Below are 14,343 nucleotides of genomic sequence, written 5' to 3' on the forward strand. Positions count from 1 at the left end.
TCTACTTTGTTTCAGTTAAACAAAGGCAATTTATAATTACGGCCTTTAAGCCCCTAACTATCGCTTGTCTACTTTTGTCGTAATGTAGTCACCAATATATTGAATGATGAATACCACTACTAAAATTAAAATGGTTGCCATTAATGTAACGTCTGTACGATTACGTTGGAACCCGTCTAAGAAAGCTAAGTTCCCTAAACCACCAGCTCCGATAATTCCCGCCATTGCTGTATAACCAACTAAAGCAACCGCTGTTACGGTAATGCCTGAAATCAACGCTGGTAAGCTTTCCGGAATCAGTACCTTCCAAATGATTGTTGAAGTTTTCGCACCCATTGAACGAGCTGCTTCAATAACCCCTTTATCAATCTCACGTAGTGCAATTAGAACCATGCGTGCATAGAACGGTGCAGCTCCGATAATGAGTGCAGGTAGCGCGGCATTCGCTCCACGAATTGTGCCTAATAAAAATTTAGTAAATGGAATTAATAAAATGATTAATACGATAAATGGAACCGAACGGAAAATGTTGACGATGGATCCAGTTAAAAAGTGAGCCACTTTGTTTGCCCATAACTGATTGTCACTAGTTAAAAATAAAACAATCCCAATTAAAATTCCTAATATGAACGTGATAACCGTTGCAACAGTTGTCATATACAGAGTTTCGTATGTTGCGTCTAACATTTTACCCCAATCGACATTTGGAAGTAATTGATTAAACATGTTCAATCACCTCCGTTTGAACTTCGTGCTGTGCTAAAAAGTTTAGTGCTGCTTTTACCTCGTCAGCTGGACCGTCGATATGGATATACAGTGTTCCAAGTGAACCACCATTTGTCGTTGAAATTTTACCGTGCACAATATTTACGACAATATCGAATTGTTTGATAATTTGCGAGATAACAGGTTGCTCTGTCGTTTGACCAACGAAGCTTAATTTGACGATTTTCCCAGATGGGTAGTTTGCGATAATTTGTTGTAAAGAGGCTTGCGTTTCTTGTGTTGCACCTGAAGCTTGTGATACGAAATTTTTCGTAATTGGTGCTTGAGGTTGTTGGAACACTTGCAATACATCGCCTTGTTCTACCACTTTCCCCGCTTCCATGACTGCTACGCGATTACAGATTTTGCGAATCACATGCATTTCATGTGTAATGAGGACAATTGTTAAGCCAATTTTTTTGTTGATGTCGAGTAAAAGTTCTAAAATTGAATCCGTTGTTTCTGGGTCTAAGGCTGATGTTGCTTCATCACAAAGTAAAACTTCTGGGTTGTTAGCTAATGCGCGGGCAATGCCGACACGTTGCTTTTGACCACCTGATAATTGTGATGGATAGGCTTTTCCACGACCAGCTAATCCTACTAGTTCAATTAGTTCTGAAACTCGTTTCGCACGCTCATTCTTTGAAACACCCGCGATTTCTAATGGAAATGCGATGTTTTCTTCTACTGTACGTGACCAAAGTAAGTTGAAATGTTGGAAAATCATACTTATTTTTTGGCGCGCATCACGTAGCTTATTACTTGATGCCTTTGAAATATCTTGACCGTTGACAATGACTGAACCTGATGTTGGCTTTTCTAATCCATTTAGAAGGCGAATCATCGTACTTTTACCAGCGCCACTATAGCCGATAATACCGAAAATTTCTCCATTTTTAATCGATAAGCTTACTTGATCAACAGCCGTTAATTGACCGCTCTTTGTTTGGTAAACTTTCGTTACGTTTTGTATATCAATCATCGCTAGGACTCCTTTAACTAAACTAACTACCCATTACTTTTTAATGCTGCGACTATTTTGCTTTATTTCTACCTAATAAAAACAAAAAAACCTTTCTACAAAGACAAGTAGAAAGGTTATCACATCTGTATGTTGAACCGTTCTCTCATCTCTCAAAGTTAAACTTTGTGTGAATTGGCACCTTTGCATAAATGCAGGTTGCCGGGCTTCATAGGGCACTTCCCTCGACCGCTCTTTATAAGAGTAACGCTATTTAGTTTGTTTATTATGAATTTCACTTTAACACGCTAAATTGTATACGTCAATTACTTTTTAATATTTCATACAAAAACGGTACGGATTTAAACGCATAAACTTTTTCCTTTATTTGACCATGTTCGGTAATGATTAAACAAGGCACACTTTCAATCTTTAATTCATAAGGTAAGTCTTCTAAATAATTGATATTTGCCATTCCTAAAGGTAAATCAGGTAATAACACCTCAATAACTTCCAAAAATTTCTTTGAAACATCGCATGTACCACACATAGGTGTATAAACAAAAAATGCGGTTTGTTCTTTTTCATTCATTAATTGCTGCCACTGAGCTCTCGTCCATTGTTCCATTGTGATGTCATCCTTCTTGTACTGAAAATTTCGCTTCCTTTAAAAGCTGCACTAAGACGCTTGCAGGTGTTTCTGCAACCTCTCGATACACTTCTGGAATAATGACATGCTGTGCTTCGGAGTAAGTTCGTCTCATAAGCTTACGCAACTTTTCTCCATTACGATCAGCATCAAACATTGTCACCATTTCATAATGCTCGTACACAGACAATAAATCAATTAAACCGTCTTCACTAATCGTGCCATTTGTACATAATATCACAACGGGCTCAGCTAGAAGTGGCGCGACTTTTAGTTTATCCGAACGCCCTTCGACGATGATGCATTTGTTCATGGTATACCTCCTTTTTCTATGTATATTATCAGATTGAGTTATTAAAATTTATACTATCGCTTTTCAATGAAAAAAGCACTAAAACCCAGAAACCCGGATTTTAGTGCTTCAAATAGTAATTCTTATTCTTCGATTAATTCAGCGTAATGGTCTGCACTCATTAATTCTTCAACTTCTACTTCATTCGTTAATTCAACTGTAATCATCCATGCTTGTTCGTATGGAGATTCGTTTACGTATTCTGGGTTATCAGAAAGTTCCTCATTGATTGCAACAACTTTACCAGACACTGGTGCGTATAGTTCAGAAACTGTTTTTACAGATTCAACGCTACCGAATGGTTGGTCTTTAGCAATTTCGTCGCCTACTTCTGGTAGCTCAACGAATACGATGTCACCTAATTCCGCTTGAGCGAAGTGTGTAATACCTACTGTTGCTTTACCGTCTTCAATTTTTACCCACTCGTGTTCTTTTGTATAACGTAATTCTTTTGGTGTGCTCATGAGAAAACCTCCAAGTAATATGTAGTACATTCATGTTCAGTTTGCCATATTTCGTTCGGAATTTCAATAAGATTAACGCTTTATTTCCAATTTTCTACGAAGTCAGACTCCTTAAATCCTAATGTTAATTTTTTACCATCTGTAACAATAGGACGTTTAATTAACATGCCATCTGATGCGAGTAACGCTAATTGTTCTTCTTCAGACATATTCGCTAGCTTGTCTTTTAAACCAAGATCACGGTACTTCATGCCGGATGTATTGAAGAACTTTTTAAGCGGCAGTCCACTTGCTTCATAATATGATTTTAATTGTTCTTTAGAAGGAGTTTCTTCCACAATATGAACACTTTCATAGTTCACACCGTTTTCATCGAGCCATTTTTGTGCTTTTTTGCATGTTGTACATTTCGGATATTGAATGAATTTTATTGTCATAAAAGTGCTCCTTTTTGTCAGTAACTTTCCACCTATTGTAACGGATACTCTATAACAAAGCAAAAAACGGATGCAGCGTCCTGCACCCGTTTTTCTTTAATTCAATCAATTACACATCGGCATAATTACCTTCTGGCCCAGTATTTGAACCCCTGCTGAAAGTAGTTATTAAACTACGTATTTTTCTGCTTCTATTAATTTCACAGATGCTTCGCGTTTTTTAGGAATTAAGTTGTAAGGGTTGTTGCGCGTTAATTTGCGTAATGCTGAAAGAATCATACGTGCATTATCGCCTTCAACTGAAGCAAGTAATGTTAATTTTGCTTCTTTTTCGATTTCTGCAAATGCTTCTTGGCAGAAAATTTGCGTATAAAGAATTTTTTGAGCTGCTTTTTCTTCACCGTCACGTGCGATTGCTTTTTGTGTACGGATTACAGCTGATTCCATTGCATATAATTGGTTCGCAATATTGGCGATGCTTACTAATACTTCTTGCTCTGCATCTAATTTTGCTCCAAAGCGTTGTGCAGCTGAGCCTGCTACTAATACGGCAATTTTCTTCGCGTTTTTCACTAAGTATTTCTCTTGTTCTAACGCTGCGTCACCGATTTCTTCAGGCATTAGCATTAATAGCTCATTTTGTAACTCTTGAGCAACTTGTAATAGAGGTAACTCACCTTTTAATGCTTTTTTCATGAAAGTACCTGGTACGATCATACGGTTAATTTCGTTTGTACCTTCGAAAATACGGTTAATACGAGAATCGCGGTAAATGCGCTCTACTTCGTACTCAGCCATAAAGCCGTAACCACCGTGTAATTGCACTGCTTCGTCAGCTATGAAGTCTAATGTTTCAGAACCAAATACTTTTGCGATTGAGCATTCGATTGCGTATTCAGCGATTGCACCTGCAATTGCTTTTCCGTCTTTTTGCTCTGCTTCAGATAATTGGCTTAAACGGTCTTCGAAGTAACCTACAGTACGGTAGTTTAATGACTCAGACGCATAAATGTGAGAAGCCATTGTTGCGATTTTATCTTTTGTTAAGTTGAAATCAGATAATTTTGTTTTGAATTGTTGACGTTGGTTTGTATAAGCTACAGCAAGCTCGAATGCACGTTTAGAAGCTCCTACAGTACCTACTCCTAATTTGTAACGTCCGATGTTTAAGATGTTGAACGCGATAACGTGACCGCGACCGATTTCACCTAGTACGTTTTCAACTGGTACTTGTGCATCTTCTAAAATTAACGTACGTGTTGAAGATGATTTAATACCCATTTTCTTCTCTTCTGGACCTACAGAAACGCCTGGGAATGTACGCTCTACGATGAAACCTGTAAATTTATCGCCATCGATTTTTGCGTATACTACGAATACATCTGCGAAACCAGCGTTAGTAATCCATTGTTTTTCACCATTTAATACGTAGTGCGTTCCTGCTTCATTTAATTTTGCAGTTGTTTTTGCGCCTAATGCATCTGAACCTGAACCTGGCTCTGTTAATGCGTAAGCTGCGATAAATTCACCTGAAGCTAATTTTGGTAAGTAGTGAGATTTTTGCTCATGGTTACCGAATAATACGATTGGTAAAGAACCGATACCAACGTGTGCACCGTGCGTGATTGAGAAACCACCAGCTGGCGACATTTTTTCAGCGATCAATGCTGAAGAAATTTTGTCTAAGCCTAAGCCTTCATATTCTTCTGGTACGTCTGCTGCTAGTAGACCTAGATCGCCTGCAGTTTTTAATAAACGTACTGAATGTTCGAATTCGTGGTGCTCTAAGTTTTCAACTACTGGTAATACTTCATTTGTTACATATTCTTGCGTTGTTTGAGCAATCATTTTTTGCTCATCCGTGAAATCCTCTGGCGTAAATACGCGCTCGATTTCTACGTCCTCGATTAAGAAGCCGCCACCTTTAATGATGTTTGTTGTTTGTTCCATGATAAATTCCTCCCAGAATGGTCTTTGTGATTTTGTGAATCTAATTATTTAATAATGAATTACAGTATTTCAAATACGCCCGCTGCGCCCATACCGCCGCCGATACACATTGTCACAACACCGTATTTACCACCGCGACGTTTTAATTCGTTAATTAATTTCACTGTAAGAATTGTACCTGTTGCACCAAGTGGATGACCTAGAGCAATTGCACCGCCGTTTACATTCACTTTATCCATATCAATACCTAGCTCACGTACAACTTGAATTGATTGAGATGCGAACGCTTCGTTAATTTCCCAAAGGTCGATTTGGTCTTGTGTTAAGCCTGCGATTTCTAACGCTTTAGGTACGGCTACGATTGGACCAATTCCCATTACTTCTGGTGGTACCCCGCCCACTGCGAATCCTAGGAATTTAGCAAGTGGTGTCAACCCATGCTTTTCAGCTTCTTCACGGTCCATAACTAATACTGCTGCTGCCCCGTCTGAAGTTTGAGAAGCATTCCCTGCTGTTACAGATCCTTTCACGTTGAATGCTGGGCGTAATTTTGCTAAACCTTCAACAGAAGTGCCTGGACGTACACCTTCATCTGTATCGAAAATTGTTTTCTTTTCTTGTAATTTATTGTCAGCGTCCACGTAGTATTCTGTTACTTCGATTGGCACGATTTCGTCTTTGAATTTGCCTTCTTTAATAGCCTTTTCAGCTAATTCATGTGAACGAACTGCAAACGCATCTTGATCTTCACGGCTTACATTGTAGCGTTTTGCTACTTCCTCTGCTGTGTGACCCATGCCGATGTAGTATTGTGGTGCATCTTCTGCAATTTTCGGGTTTAATCGTACTGTGTTCCCCGTCATTGGAATCATACTCATCGATTCTGTACCACCAGCAATAATCGCTTTTGAGTGACCAAGCATAATGCGTTCAGCTGCATAAGCAATTGTTTGTAAACCTGAAGAACAGAAACGGTTTACTGTTAGTGCAGGTGTTGTATCTGGAAGACCTGCTAACGCACCAACTAAGCGTGCAACGTTCATTCCTTGCTCTGCTTCTGGCATCGCACATCCCATAATTAAATCATCAATTGGACCTTCATAGCCCGCACGTTTTAACGTTTCTTTTACTACTACTGCACCAAAATCATCTGAACGAGTATTGGCTAGTGACCCTTTTTTTGCACGTCCGATTGGTGTTCTCGCCCCTGCAACGATAACGGCTTCACGCATAATGATGTTTCCCCCTTGTAATGGGCTAGCGAGACGAGTCTAGCTAGCGAAATAGTTTACTTAATTAGTTACGTAATGGTTTTCCTTTTACAAGCATATGCTGCATACGCATTTGTGATTTTTGATCTGCAACTAGCTCTAAGAAAGCTTGTTTTTCAAGGTTTAGTAAATATTCTTCAGAAACTTCTGTTCCATATGGTACTTTACCGCCTGCAATAACATACGCTAGCTTTTTAGCGATTTTCAAGTCATGCTCTGTAATGAATCCTGAATCGAACATACCTTGTGCACCTAAAAGTAATGTTGCATAACCTGGTGCGCCAACTACTTTCACTTTCTTTTTCACTGGTGGAATGTAGCCTGCATCTGCAAGTGCTATTGCTGCTTGTTTTGCATCATAGATTAGGTGATCTGGGTTTACAGAAATACCGTCTGCGAAGTTTAAGAAGTTATTTTCACGCGCTTCTTCACCAGAAGTTGAAACTTTCGCCATTGCAACTGTTTCAAATACTTTATTTGCGATATTTTGGTAGTCTACTTCAACACCGTTTGGTAAGCCTTTAATGAATTTTTCATAAAGACCGATATTACCGCCACCGCCTGGAATTAAGCCAACCCCTACTTCAACTAGACCCATATAAGTTTCTGCTGAGGCTTGGATATGTGCAACTGGTAAACAAACTTCCGCACCGCCACCTAAAGCCATTTGGAATGGTGCTGCAACAACTGGTTTCGCACTGTACTTAATACGGCGCATCGCTTGTTGGAATGACTTAATAACAAAATCAAGTTCGAAAATATTGTCATCTTGTGCTTCCATTAAGATCATGCCAAGGTTTGCACCTACACAGAAGTTTTTGCCTTGGTTCCCGATTACAAGACCTTTGTAGTTTTTCTCTACTTCATCAACCGCGAAGTTAATCATTTGAATGATGTCTAAACCTATCGCATTTGATTTTGAGTGGAATTCTAGTAATGCAATACCGTCGCCTAAATCAATTAAGCTTGCGCCTGAATTCGATTTGATGACTCCGTGTTTTTTCTTATAACGTTTTAAGTTGATTGCTTTTTCGTTCACTGGTACTTTTACATACTCTGTGCCGTTATAGTAAGCTAAGTCGCCTTCGATTTCTGAGTAGAATGTAGTGAAGCCTTTATCAAGTAACCCTGTTACAAAAGCAGGAATCTCACGGCCTTCTTCTTTCATCTTCGCAACTGATTTTTCTACACCGATTGCATCCCACATTTCAAATGGACCTTGAGCCCAGCCGAAGCCCCATTTCATAGCATTATCGATTGCTACGATATCGTCTGCGATTTCACCCATTACCTGTGCTGAATAAATTAACGTTGGGGCGAATGAGTTCCATAATAATTCACCGATGCGGTCGTTTGCATAAATTAATGTTTTTAATTTTCCACCTGGACCTTTTGCTTGTTTTGCCATCTCAAGTGATGGTGCCACTAGCTTTTTATTTGGTTCATATTCAAACGTTGATAAGTTTAGTTGCAGAATCTCTTTTCCTTCTTTTTTGAAGAAGCCTTGACCTGATTTTGCACCGATCCAACCGTTTGTGATCATCTTGTTTAAAATTGGTGATTCTTCAAATACCGCTTGTTCCGCGCCAGTTGTTTGGTCATATACGTTTTTCGCTACATGTGCGAATGTATCGAGACCAACAACATCAAGCGTACGGAATGTTGCTGATTTTGGACGGCCAATCAATGTACCTGTCACTGAATCTACTTCACCTACTGAATAATTACGAGCAATCATTTCTTGCATCGTTACTAGTAAACCGTAAGTACCGATACGGTTTGAAATGAAGTTTGGTGTGTCTTTTGCGATTACAACACCTTTACCAAGTACATCTTCACCAAATTCTTGCATGAAGCTTACGACTTCTGGTTTTGTTGTGTTCGCTGGAATCACTTCTAATAATTTTAAATAACGTGGCGGGTTAAAGAAGTGTGTTCCAAGGAAATGCGCTTGGAAATCTTCTGATCGTCCTTCTGCCATTGCGTTAATGCTTACCCCTGATGTATTTGATGAAACGATTGTTCCTGGCTTGCGCACAGCATCAATCTTTTCAAATAAACCTTTTTTAATGTCTAATTTTTCTACGATAACTTCGATAATCCAATCGACATCTTTTAACTTGTCTAAATCATCTTCAAAGTTCCCTGGTGTGATTAATGCTAGATTTTTTTTCGCTGAAAGTGGCGCTGGTTTTTGCTTCAATAATTTTTGTAATGCGGAAGCAGCAAATCGATTTTTAACTGCTTTCGAATCAAGCGTTAACCCCTTTGCTTCCTCTTCCTTTGTTAGCTCATTTGGTGCAATGTCTAATAATAATGTAGGAATCCCGATATTTGCTAAATGCGCTGCAATACCTGAACCCATTACCCCTGAACCTAAAACAGCTACTTTTTGAATTTTGTAAGACACGAGCACTTCCCCCTTCTCCCTTGAATGAACAGTCATTCATTTTGAAATGAAAAAAAAACTTCTAACAGCTTTTCTGTTCTTAGTGTAGATTATTTTGATAATTTACGCAATAATTTTCTCACAATTTTAAATAAAATTATTATTCTAATTTAACGAACAAAAGAGCTAAAAAGTCTGCTTTGTCCCGCCAAGAAAGTAAATGCCCCAAAACGCACAATGGAGGGATGAATGGTAATTAAATTTAAGAAGCTTAATTACTTTTCGTAATCAGCCTTTGTGTGTACAATGGGCTTAAAGGAGTGATTTGAATGCAAGAAATTACAACAATTGAACAATTTACTGAATTAACGGGTACTGAAAAGTCAGTAATCGTGAAATTCTTCGCTGGCTGGTGCCCTGACTGCACACGTATGGATATGTTTATCGATCCAATTATCGAAGAGTATACTCAATATGACTGGTACTCTATTAACCGCGATAACTTCCCTGACTTAGCAGAGAAATATCAAGTAATGGGGATTCCATCATTATTAATCTTCAAAAATGGTGAAAAATTGGCTCACTTACATAGTGCTAACGCAAAATCACCTGCACAAATTGAAGAGTTTTTAAACGCACAAGCTTAATTCCCGCGAATTTGAATCCAAAAGTTATGTATCTTTTGGATTCATTTTTTTGAATTAGGACTAATTATTCTACATAAAGCAGTAGCCTTTAACTTCTATACATATTACAATGTACTACACGTAAAATTAGTTATTATGAAAGGATAGTGTATGACTTCAGATCAACGAAAAAAATTAGCTTTACTTATGCTCAACATGTTTATCGCAGTTGGAAGCTTTGGGATTATTATACCGATTATTCCAGCGTATTTAAAAGAGATTGGTCAGGGTGGGACTGCAGCAGGATTAATCATTGCAATTTTTGCGTTTACACAATTTTTAGTTTCTCCAATTGGTGGGAAATGGACGGACAAATACGGTCGTCGTCCACTTATTAATATCGGATTACTTACATTAGCGATTTCTATGTTTATTTTTTATTTTGCTAATTCGATTTGGCTACTCTACTTATCACGTGCAATTGGTGGAATTGGCTGTGCGTTTTTAATACCTGCGATTTATGCTTATGTAGCAGATATTACAACGATGGATCAACGCGCAAAGGGGAATAGCTTTATTTCTGCTGCGATGTCTTTAGGTATCGTTATTGGACCTGGTATTGGTGGATTCTTAGCGGATTATGGTTTAAAAATACCGTTACTTGTTTCAGCGATTGTCGGAGTACTCGCATTTGTCGTTTCATTTTTCACTTTAAAGGAAAGTCAACTTGAAAAAGAGACAATTGTAGAAGGCTTAAATCAATCGATGGTAAAGGATATTATTTTATCCGTAAAGAAACCATTCTTCATTCCATTGGTCATTACGCTGATTATGAGTTTTGGATTAATGGCGTACGAAACCGTTCTTGGTCTTTATGTGGATGACAAATTTGGGGCGACCCCACAAGAAATTGCGTTCATGGTTACTGCAACAGGATTAGTTGGTGTGATTATGCAACTTTTTGTTGTCGATTGGATTGTAAAGGCAATGGGTGAATTAAATGTATTAAAATTATTTTTAATTGTAACAGCCTTTGGATTCTTGCTATCAATCATTGCTGGAAGCTACAGAATGTTCTTTGCCATTTCGTTATTAATTTTCTTAGCAACGTCGATTTTACGTCCTGTTTTAACAACACTTATTTCAAAGTTGGCAGGAAATGAACAAGGATTTGCGATGGGTATGAATAATGCATACATGAGTATCGGGAATATTTTAGGACCATTACTAGCGGGTGCACTCTATGATATTCGTATTTTATATCCATTTATTGCTGGATTAATTATTTTAGTGTTAACAACGATTTTCACGTTTATGTGGAAAGGTGTAAGATTACAAAAATCAATTTAAATAACAAGGAGGCAATTCTAATGAAAATTATCGTTTTCGGTGCAACCGGTGGCGTTGGTCAACAATTCGTTCAAATGGCGGTAGAAGCTGGTCATGAGGTTACTGCTTTTGCGCGCACACCAGAAAAATTAAAAACAACAGGTGTGAACATCATTCAAGGTGATGCATTTAACGCCGAACAAGTGGCGGCTGCTATTCCTGGTCATGAAGCCGTTATTTCTTGTTTAGGCTCTAGTACAGGTACGAAAAAATCAAATGAGCTTGAAACAATGGGCAAAAACATTGCCGATGGGATGGAAAAAGCGGGTGTGAAACGTTTAGTATACTGTGCTTCTGCTGGGGTGGATCGCGAAATTCCTGGTATTATGGGCAAGATGATGATGAAAATGCTAGCGAATCCATTAGCCGATCACCGCGCTGCACTTGACTACTACAAATCGAAAGGTGTCGTTTACACCATTGCGCGTCCTATGGGCTTAAAAGATGCGCCACTTACAACGGATTATAAAGAAGAAGTGGACGGTGTACCAAAAGGTTCGAGTACCATTCCACGTGCGAGCGTTGCACATTTTATGGTGAAGGCTTTAGCCGATCCTGCTTATGAGAATAAGTCAGTTGGGTTATGTAGCTAATTGTAAAAAAACGAAAACCACCTCAAATAGTTGGGGTAGTTTTCGTTTTTTATTTGGAGTTATCATATTCCTCAATTTGTTTAGCTAATTGTCGGAAATGATTCGCTAGCTCTTCGGGAATTGTATACAGTATAGTTATATTAGTTATCCTATCTACTTTCATCACAATACTCTTTAGACCATCTTCATTTAACCATAACTCGAACTTCTCCTTTTTACCATTGTGGTATTCGATTTCAATCATTAACTCCGATTTCTCCAAACTAACGAAATCTTTGTTTACAGCTGAATTCGCAAATAATTCATTTATCCCTTTTATGTCTTCTTCTAGTACATAAGAATTTGTGCCATATCCATTAATTTTATATATTCTTAGTGATTGAATCTCGTCTTCTAAGAGAATGTTACTTATTTCCGGTAAATCCTCAAACGCAATAGGTATCGTATATTCAATACCCTTTTCATCCTGCAAAATGCGTGGTCCAGTACGTGTTAGCGTCCAGCTAAAACCTTTATCACCAGTAATAAAATATTGATTATTTTTTGTTTTGATTTGAATATTCGTATATTGTTCTTCGATTAATTCTCCGGAAGCCGGTTTTTCATCTGCTGATTTTGGCTTCTCATAATAAAGGCGTGTATCAGACTTATAATGAAGCGTCCCATTAGCAAATATATATATGATTTGGCTATTACGGCGATTTTGTAAAACCATTTCTTGTAAATGCTCTGGCTTTGCTTCAAACATGTCGATTGTGCGAGAATCCGTTAACACATTAGATGCAGTAAACTTATAATCCGTCGAAATTTGCTGTAGGTCCTCTGTGTATTTCACAACTACATGTGATCCCATTGATGCTTCTGTAGTATAAAATATTCTAGGATTATCAAGTTCGGCTTGTTCAAAAATATCGGCGTAAACGAGTTGCCCTTGTTGAATGGTCATAATTTTGGGTTGCTCACCCACTGTTATTAAAATCGGTTCTTCGAGCACATCTGTTTGATAAGTTGTAATGCTTCGCTCCCCAAGCTCTCCTGTCATAATTTGATAGTTTCCTTCGTCATTCAGGTAAATGAATGTCATATGCATTGTTAAAGCATCAATAAAATAAAACTGATTGTCATGACCAGCACTGAAATACGACATGCCCTCACTTACAATTCCCAAATCAAAGCGCTCCCCAGAAAACGCTTCAAAAATTCGTTTCATTCCAAGCTTCGTCTCAAGCTGATAGAACGTATTGCCGTTGATTCTTTCCTTTTCAGCTTGATCAAGATCAATGTCATTTGATGTCATTGGCGTTGCAATAGGTGCTGTTTTATAGTTTAACGAAATTGTTTTTGGCAGTTCGATTTTTTGATTGTAATAGCTAAATTCATATGCATCACTTAATACGAATTTATTGCTTGGTTTATCTAGTACTAGCTTTTCTAAATATACATATCTTTCTGTAGCTGACTGTAATTTCACAAAAAGTGTGAGTTCGTTATCTGCATCAATCGTTTTAACGACTTCTAGCGCTTTTGTTAAATCAAATACTTTGTAGCGTGTGATTACTTCGTCTGTACTTAATGTCGCCACTTCTCTAAGTGCCTTTTTATCCTTTTTTGCAATTGCTGAATAATACTGCTCCATAAGCTGTTTTTGTCCATCGGTTAAATACTGCTCTTTTATTTCCACAGCGGAGTTTTCGTTTTGAGACGGTGTTAAATATAGTATTGCGCTAATTGCAAGCATGAGGACAAAGACAATAGCTGGTTGCAATAATGGTATTCTTTTAGGAGGCCTTTTTTTCGTTAAAACTTTTTCTACAAATGACTCATTTAACATCGGCTTTTTCCCAATCGTCTCATCAATTGCTTGCTTCACTTGAGAATTCGTCATCCCATGCCCCCCCTTCTAAATTATCTTTTAATTTTTCCCGACCGCGCTTCAGCCTTGTTTTCACCGTATTATCCGAACAAGATAATAGGTTAGCAATTTCATCGATTTTCAGCTCTTTATAATAATATAAAATAATAATTTCACGATACTTTACTGGTAAGTCGAGCACTGCTTGACCTAATAAGCGATTGTCGGATTGTGTTAACACTTGCTGTTCTGCTGATTTTGTTCCTTGAAAAATTTGTTGGATTTTATTTGTTAAAACGGTATTTTTGTAGCTCCAACTGCGTAAATAATCATAGCTGCGATTAATCGTCATTCGATATAAATACGTGCGGTATGTCGAACCCCCACGGAATTGCTCGCGCTGCTCATATGCCTTTAACAACACGTCCTGCACGACATCCTCTGCTGCTTCCCTACTTTTCACATAGGTATAAGCAAGCCTGAGTAACTCTTCGCCATGTTCACGAATAAACTGTTCCAATTGCATGTTTTCAGGCTCCTTTCTTTCAATATTGTTTTCCGTTAGACGGAGTGCTTGGATTTTAAGTTTCAAAAGTAAAAAAGATTAATTTCTTCATGAACTGGGTATATTATAACTTTATAGTA

14 protein-coding genes and 1 riboswitch are annotated in these 14,343 nt (G+C 38.0%); of the genes, 3 read left to right on the plus strand and 11 right to left on the minus strand.

The features are described from left to right. Positions 1-57: 57 nt before the first annotated feature. The 9 genes from DCE79_RS14300 to DCE79_RS14340 form a co-directional block, all read right to left on the minus strand. Positions 58-726 carry a methionine ABC transporter permease gene (locus tag DCE79_RS14300; RefSeq protein WP_108713672.1) on the minus strand — a complete coding sequence of 223 codons (669 nt, stop codon included), beginning with the start codon at positions 724-726 and terminating at the stop codon, positions 58-60. Then, positions 719-1,747: a methionine ABC transporter ATP-binding protein gene (locus DCE79_RS14305; RefSeq protein WP_108713673.1), complete on the minus strand. Its 1,029-nt coding sequence runs from the start codon at positions 1,745-1,747 to the stop codon at positions 719-721. The genes DCE79_RS14300 and DCE79_RS14305 overlap by 8 nt, the downstream gene beginning before the upstream one ends. Positions 1,748-1,889: 142 nt before the next feature. Then, a riboswitch (SAM riboswitch) is annotated at positions 1,890-1,991 on the minus strand. Positions 1,992-2,048: 57 nt separating this feature from the next. Continuing rightward, entirely contained in the window at positions 2,049-2,354 is a 306-nt protein-coding gene (locus tag DCE79_RS14310) for a thioredoxin family protein (RefSeq protein ID WP_108713674.1), read from the minus strand. Positions 2,355-2,361: 7 nt separating this feature from the next. Continuing rightward, a complete protein-coding gene (locus DCE79_RS14315) occupies positions 2,362-2,688 on the minus strand; it encodes a toprim domain-containing protein (protein WP_108713675.1) in 327 nt (108 codons plus the stop codon). Between the two features lie 122 nt (positions 2,689-2,810). After that, positions 2,811-3,191, minus strand: coding sequence for a glycine cleavage system protein GcvH (gene gcvH / locus DCE79_RS14320; protein ID WP_108713676.1), 381 nt, complete (start codon positions 3,189-3,191; stop codon positions 2,811-2,813). 80 nt (positions 3,192-3,271) lie between these two features. Then, on the minus strand, positions 3,272-3,628 hold the full coding sequence (locus DCE79_RS14325) for an arsenate reductase family protein (RefSeq protein ID WP_108713677.1): 357 nt from the start codon (positions 3,626-3,628) through the stop codon (positions 3,272-3,274). Between the two features lie 168 nt (positions 3,629-3,796). Continuing rightward, a complete protein-coding gene (locus DCE79_RS14330; protein ID WP_108713678.1) occupies positions 3,797-5,578 on the minus strand; it encodes an acyl-CoA dehydrogenase family protein in 1,782 nt (593 codons plus the stop codon). Positions 5,579-5,637: 59 nt separating this feature from the next. Further along, entirely contained in the window at positions 5,638-6,810 is a 1,173-nt protein-coding gene (locus DCE79_RS14335; RefSeq protein WP_108713679.1) for an acetyl-CoA C-acetyltransferase, read from the minus strand. 64 nt (positions 6,811-6,874) lie between these two features. Next, a complete protein-coding gene (locus DCE79_RS14340) occupies positions 6,875-9,259 on the minus strand; it encodes a 3-hydroxyacyl-CoA dehydrogenase/enoyl-CoA hydratase family protein (protein WP_108713680.1) in 2,385 nt (794 codons plus the stop codon). Between the two features lie 308 nt (positions 9,260-9,567). On the opposite strand from DCE79_RS14340, the gene DCE79_RS14345 reads away from it, so the two are divergent. The 3 genes from DCE79_RS14345 (at position 9,568) to DCE79_RS14355 (ending at position 11,846) form a co-directional block, all read left to right on the plus strand. Beyond that, on the plus strand, positions 9,568-9,885 hold the full coding sequence (locus DCE79_RS14345) for a thioredoxin family protein (RefSeq protein WP_108713681.1): 318 nt from the start codon (positions 9,568-9,570) through the stop codon (positions 9,883-9,885). 150 nt (positions 9,886-10,035) lie between these two features. Next, positions 10,036-11,214: an MFS transporter gene (locus tag DCE79_RS14350; protein ID WP_108713682.1), complete on the plus strand. Its 1,179-nt coding sequence runs from the start codon at positions 10,036-10,038 to the stop codon at positions 11,212-11,214. A gap of 20 nt (positions 11,215-11,234) precedes the next feature. Continuing rightward, positions 11,235-11,846, plus strand: a complete 612-nt coding sequence (locus DCE79_RS14355; protein ID WP_108713683.1) for an NAD(P)-dependent oxidoreductase — start codon at positions 11,235-11,237, stop codon at positions 11,844-11,846. Between the two features lie 49 nt (positions 11,847-11,895). Here DCE79_RS14355 and DCE79_RS14360 read toward each other — a convergent pair whose 3' ends face one another. Together DCE79_RS14360 and DCE79_RS14365 are read right to left on the minus strand one after the other, a co-directional pair. Then, complete coding sequence (locus DCE79_RS14360; RefSeq protein WP_108713684.1) at positions 11,896-13,731, minus strand: hypothetical protein; 1,836 nt, start codon at positions 13,729-13,731, stop codon at positions 11,896-11,898. Then, positions 13,700-14,224, minus strand: coding sequence for a sigma-70 family RNA polymerase sigma factor (locus DCE79_RS14365; protein WP_108713685.1), 525 nt, complete (start codon positions 14,222-14,224; stop codon positions 13,700-13,702). The genes DCE79_RS14360 and DCE79_RS14365 overlap by 32 nt, the downstream gene beginning before the upstream one ends. Positions 14,225-14,343: the final 119 nt, after the last annotated feature.

Origin of the sequence: Lysinibacillus sp. 2017 (assembly GCF_003073375.1) — a bacterium.
GTDB lineage: Bacteria > Bacillota > Bacilli > Bacillales_A > Planococcaceae > Solibacillus.

Excerpts from the sequence above, each read along its gene's own strand:
- DCE79_RS14300 (WP_108713672.1), bottom strand. The coding sequence starts at position 726 with ATGTTTAATCAATTACTTCCAAATGTCGATTGGGGTAAAATGTTAGAC.
- DCE79_RS14305 (WP_108713673.1), bottom strand. The coding sequence starts at position 1,747 with ATGATTGATATACAAAACGTAACGAAAGTTTACCAAACAAAGAGCGGT.
- DCE79_RS14310 (WP_108713674.1), bottom strand. The coding sequence starts at position 2,354 with ATGGAACAATGGACGAGAGCTCAGTGGCAGCAATTAATGAATGAAAAA.
- DCE79_RS14315 (WP_108713675.1), bottom strand. The coding sequence starts at position 2,688 with ATGAACAAATGCATCATCGTCGAAGGGCGTTCGGATAAACTAAAAGTC.
- gcvH (WP_108713676.1), bottom strand. The coding sequence starts at position 3,191 with ATGAGCACACCAAAAGAATTACGTTATACAAAAGAACACGAGTGGGTA.
- DCE79_RS14325 (WP_108713677.1), bottom strand. The coding sequence starts at position 3,628 with ATGACAATAAAATTCATTCAATATCCGAAATGTACAACATGCAAAAAA.
- DCE79_RS14330 (WP_108713678.1), bottom strand. The coding sequence starts at position 5,578 with ATGGAACAAACAACAAACATCATTAAAGGTGGCGGCTTCTTAATCGAG.
- DCE79_RS14335 (WP_108713679.1), bottom strand. The coding sequence starts at position 6,810 with ATGCGTGAAGCCGTTATCGTTGCAGGGGCGAGAACACCAATCGGACGT.
- DCE79_RS14345 (WP_108713681.1), top strand. The coding sequence starts at position 9,568 with ATGCAAGAAATTACAACAATTGAACAATTTACTGAATTAACGGGTACT.
- DCE79_RS14350 (WP_108713682.1), top strand. The coding sequence starts at position 10,036 with ATGACTTCAGATCAACGAAAAAAATTAGCTTTACTTATGCTCAACATG.
- DCE79_RS14355 (WP_108713683.1), top strand. The coding sequence starts at position 11,235 with ATGAAAATTATCGTTTTCGGTGCAACCGGTGGCGTTGGTCAACAATTC.
- DCE79_RS14360 (WP_108713684.1), bottom strand. The coding sequence starts at position 13,731 with ATGACGAATTCTCAAGTGAAGCAAGCAATTGATGAGACGATTGGGAAA.
- DCE79_RS14365 (WP_108713685.1), bottom strand. The coding sequence starts at position 14,224 with ATGCAATTGGAACAGTTTATTCGTGAACATGGCGAAGAGTTACTCAGG.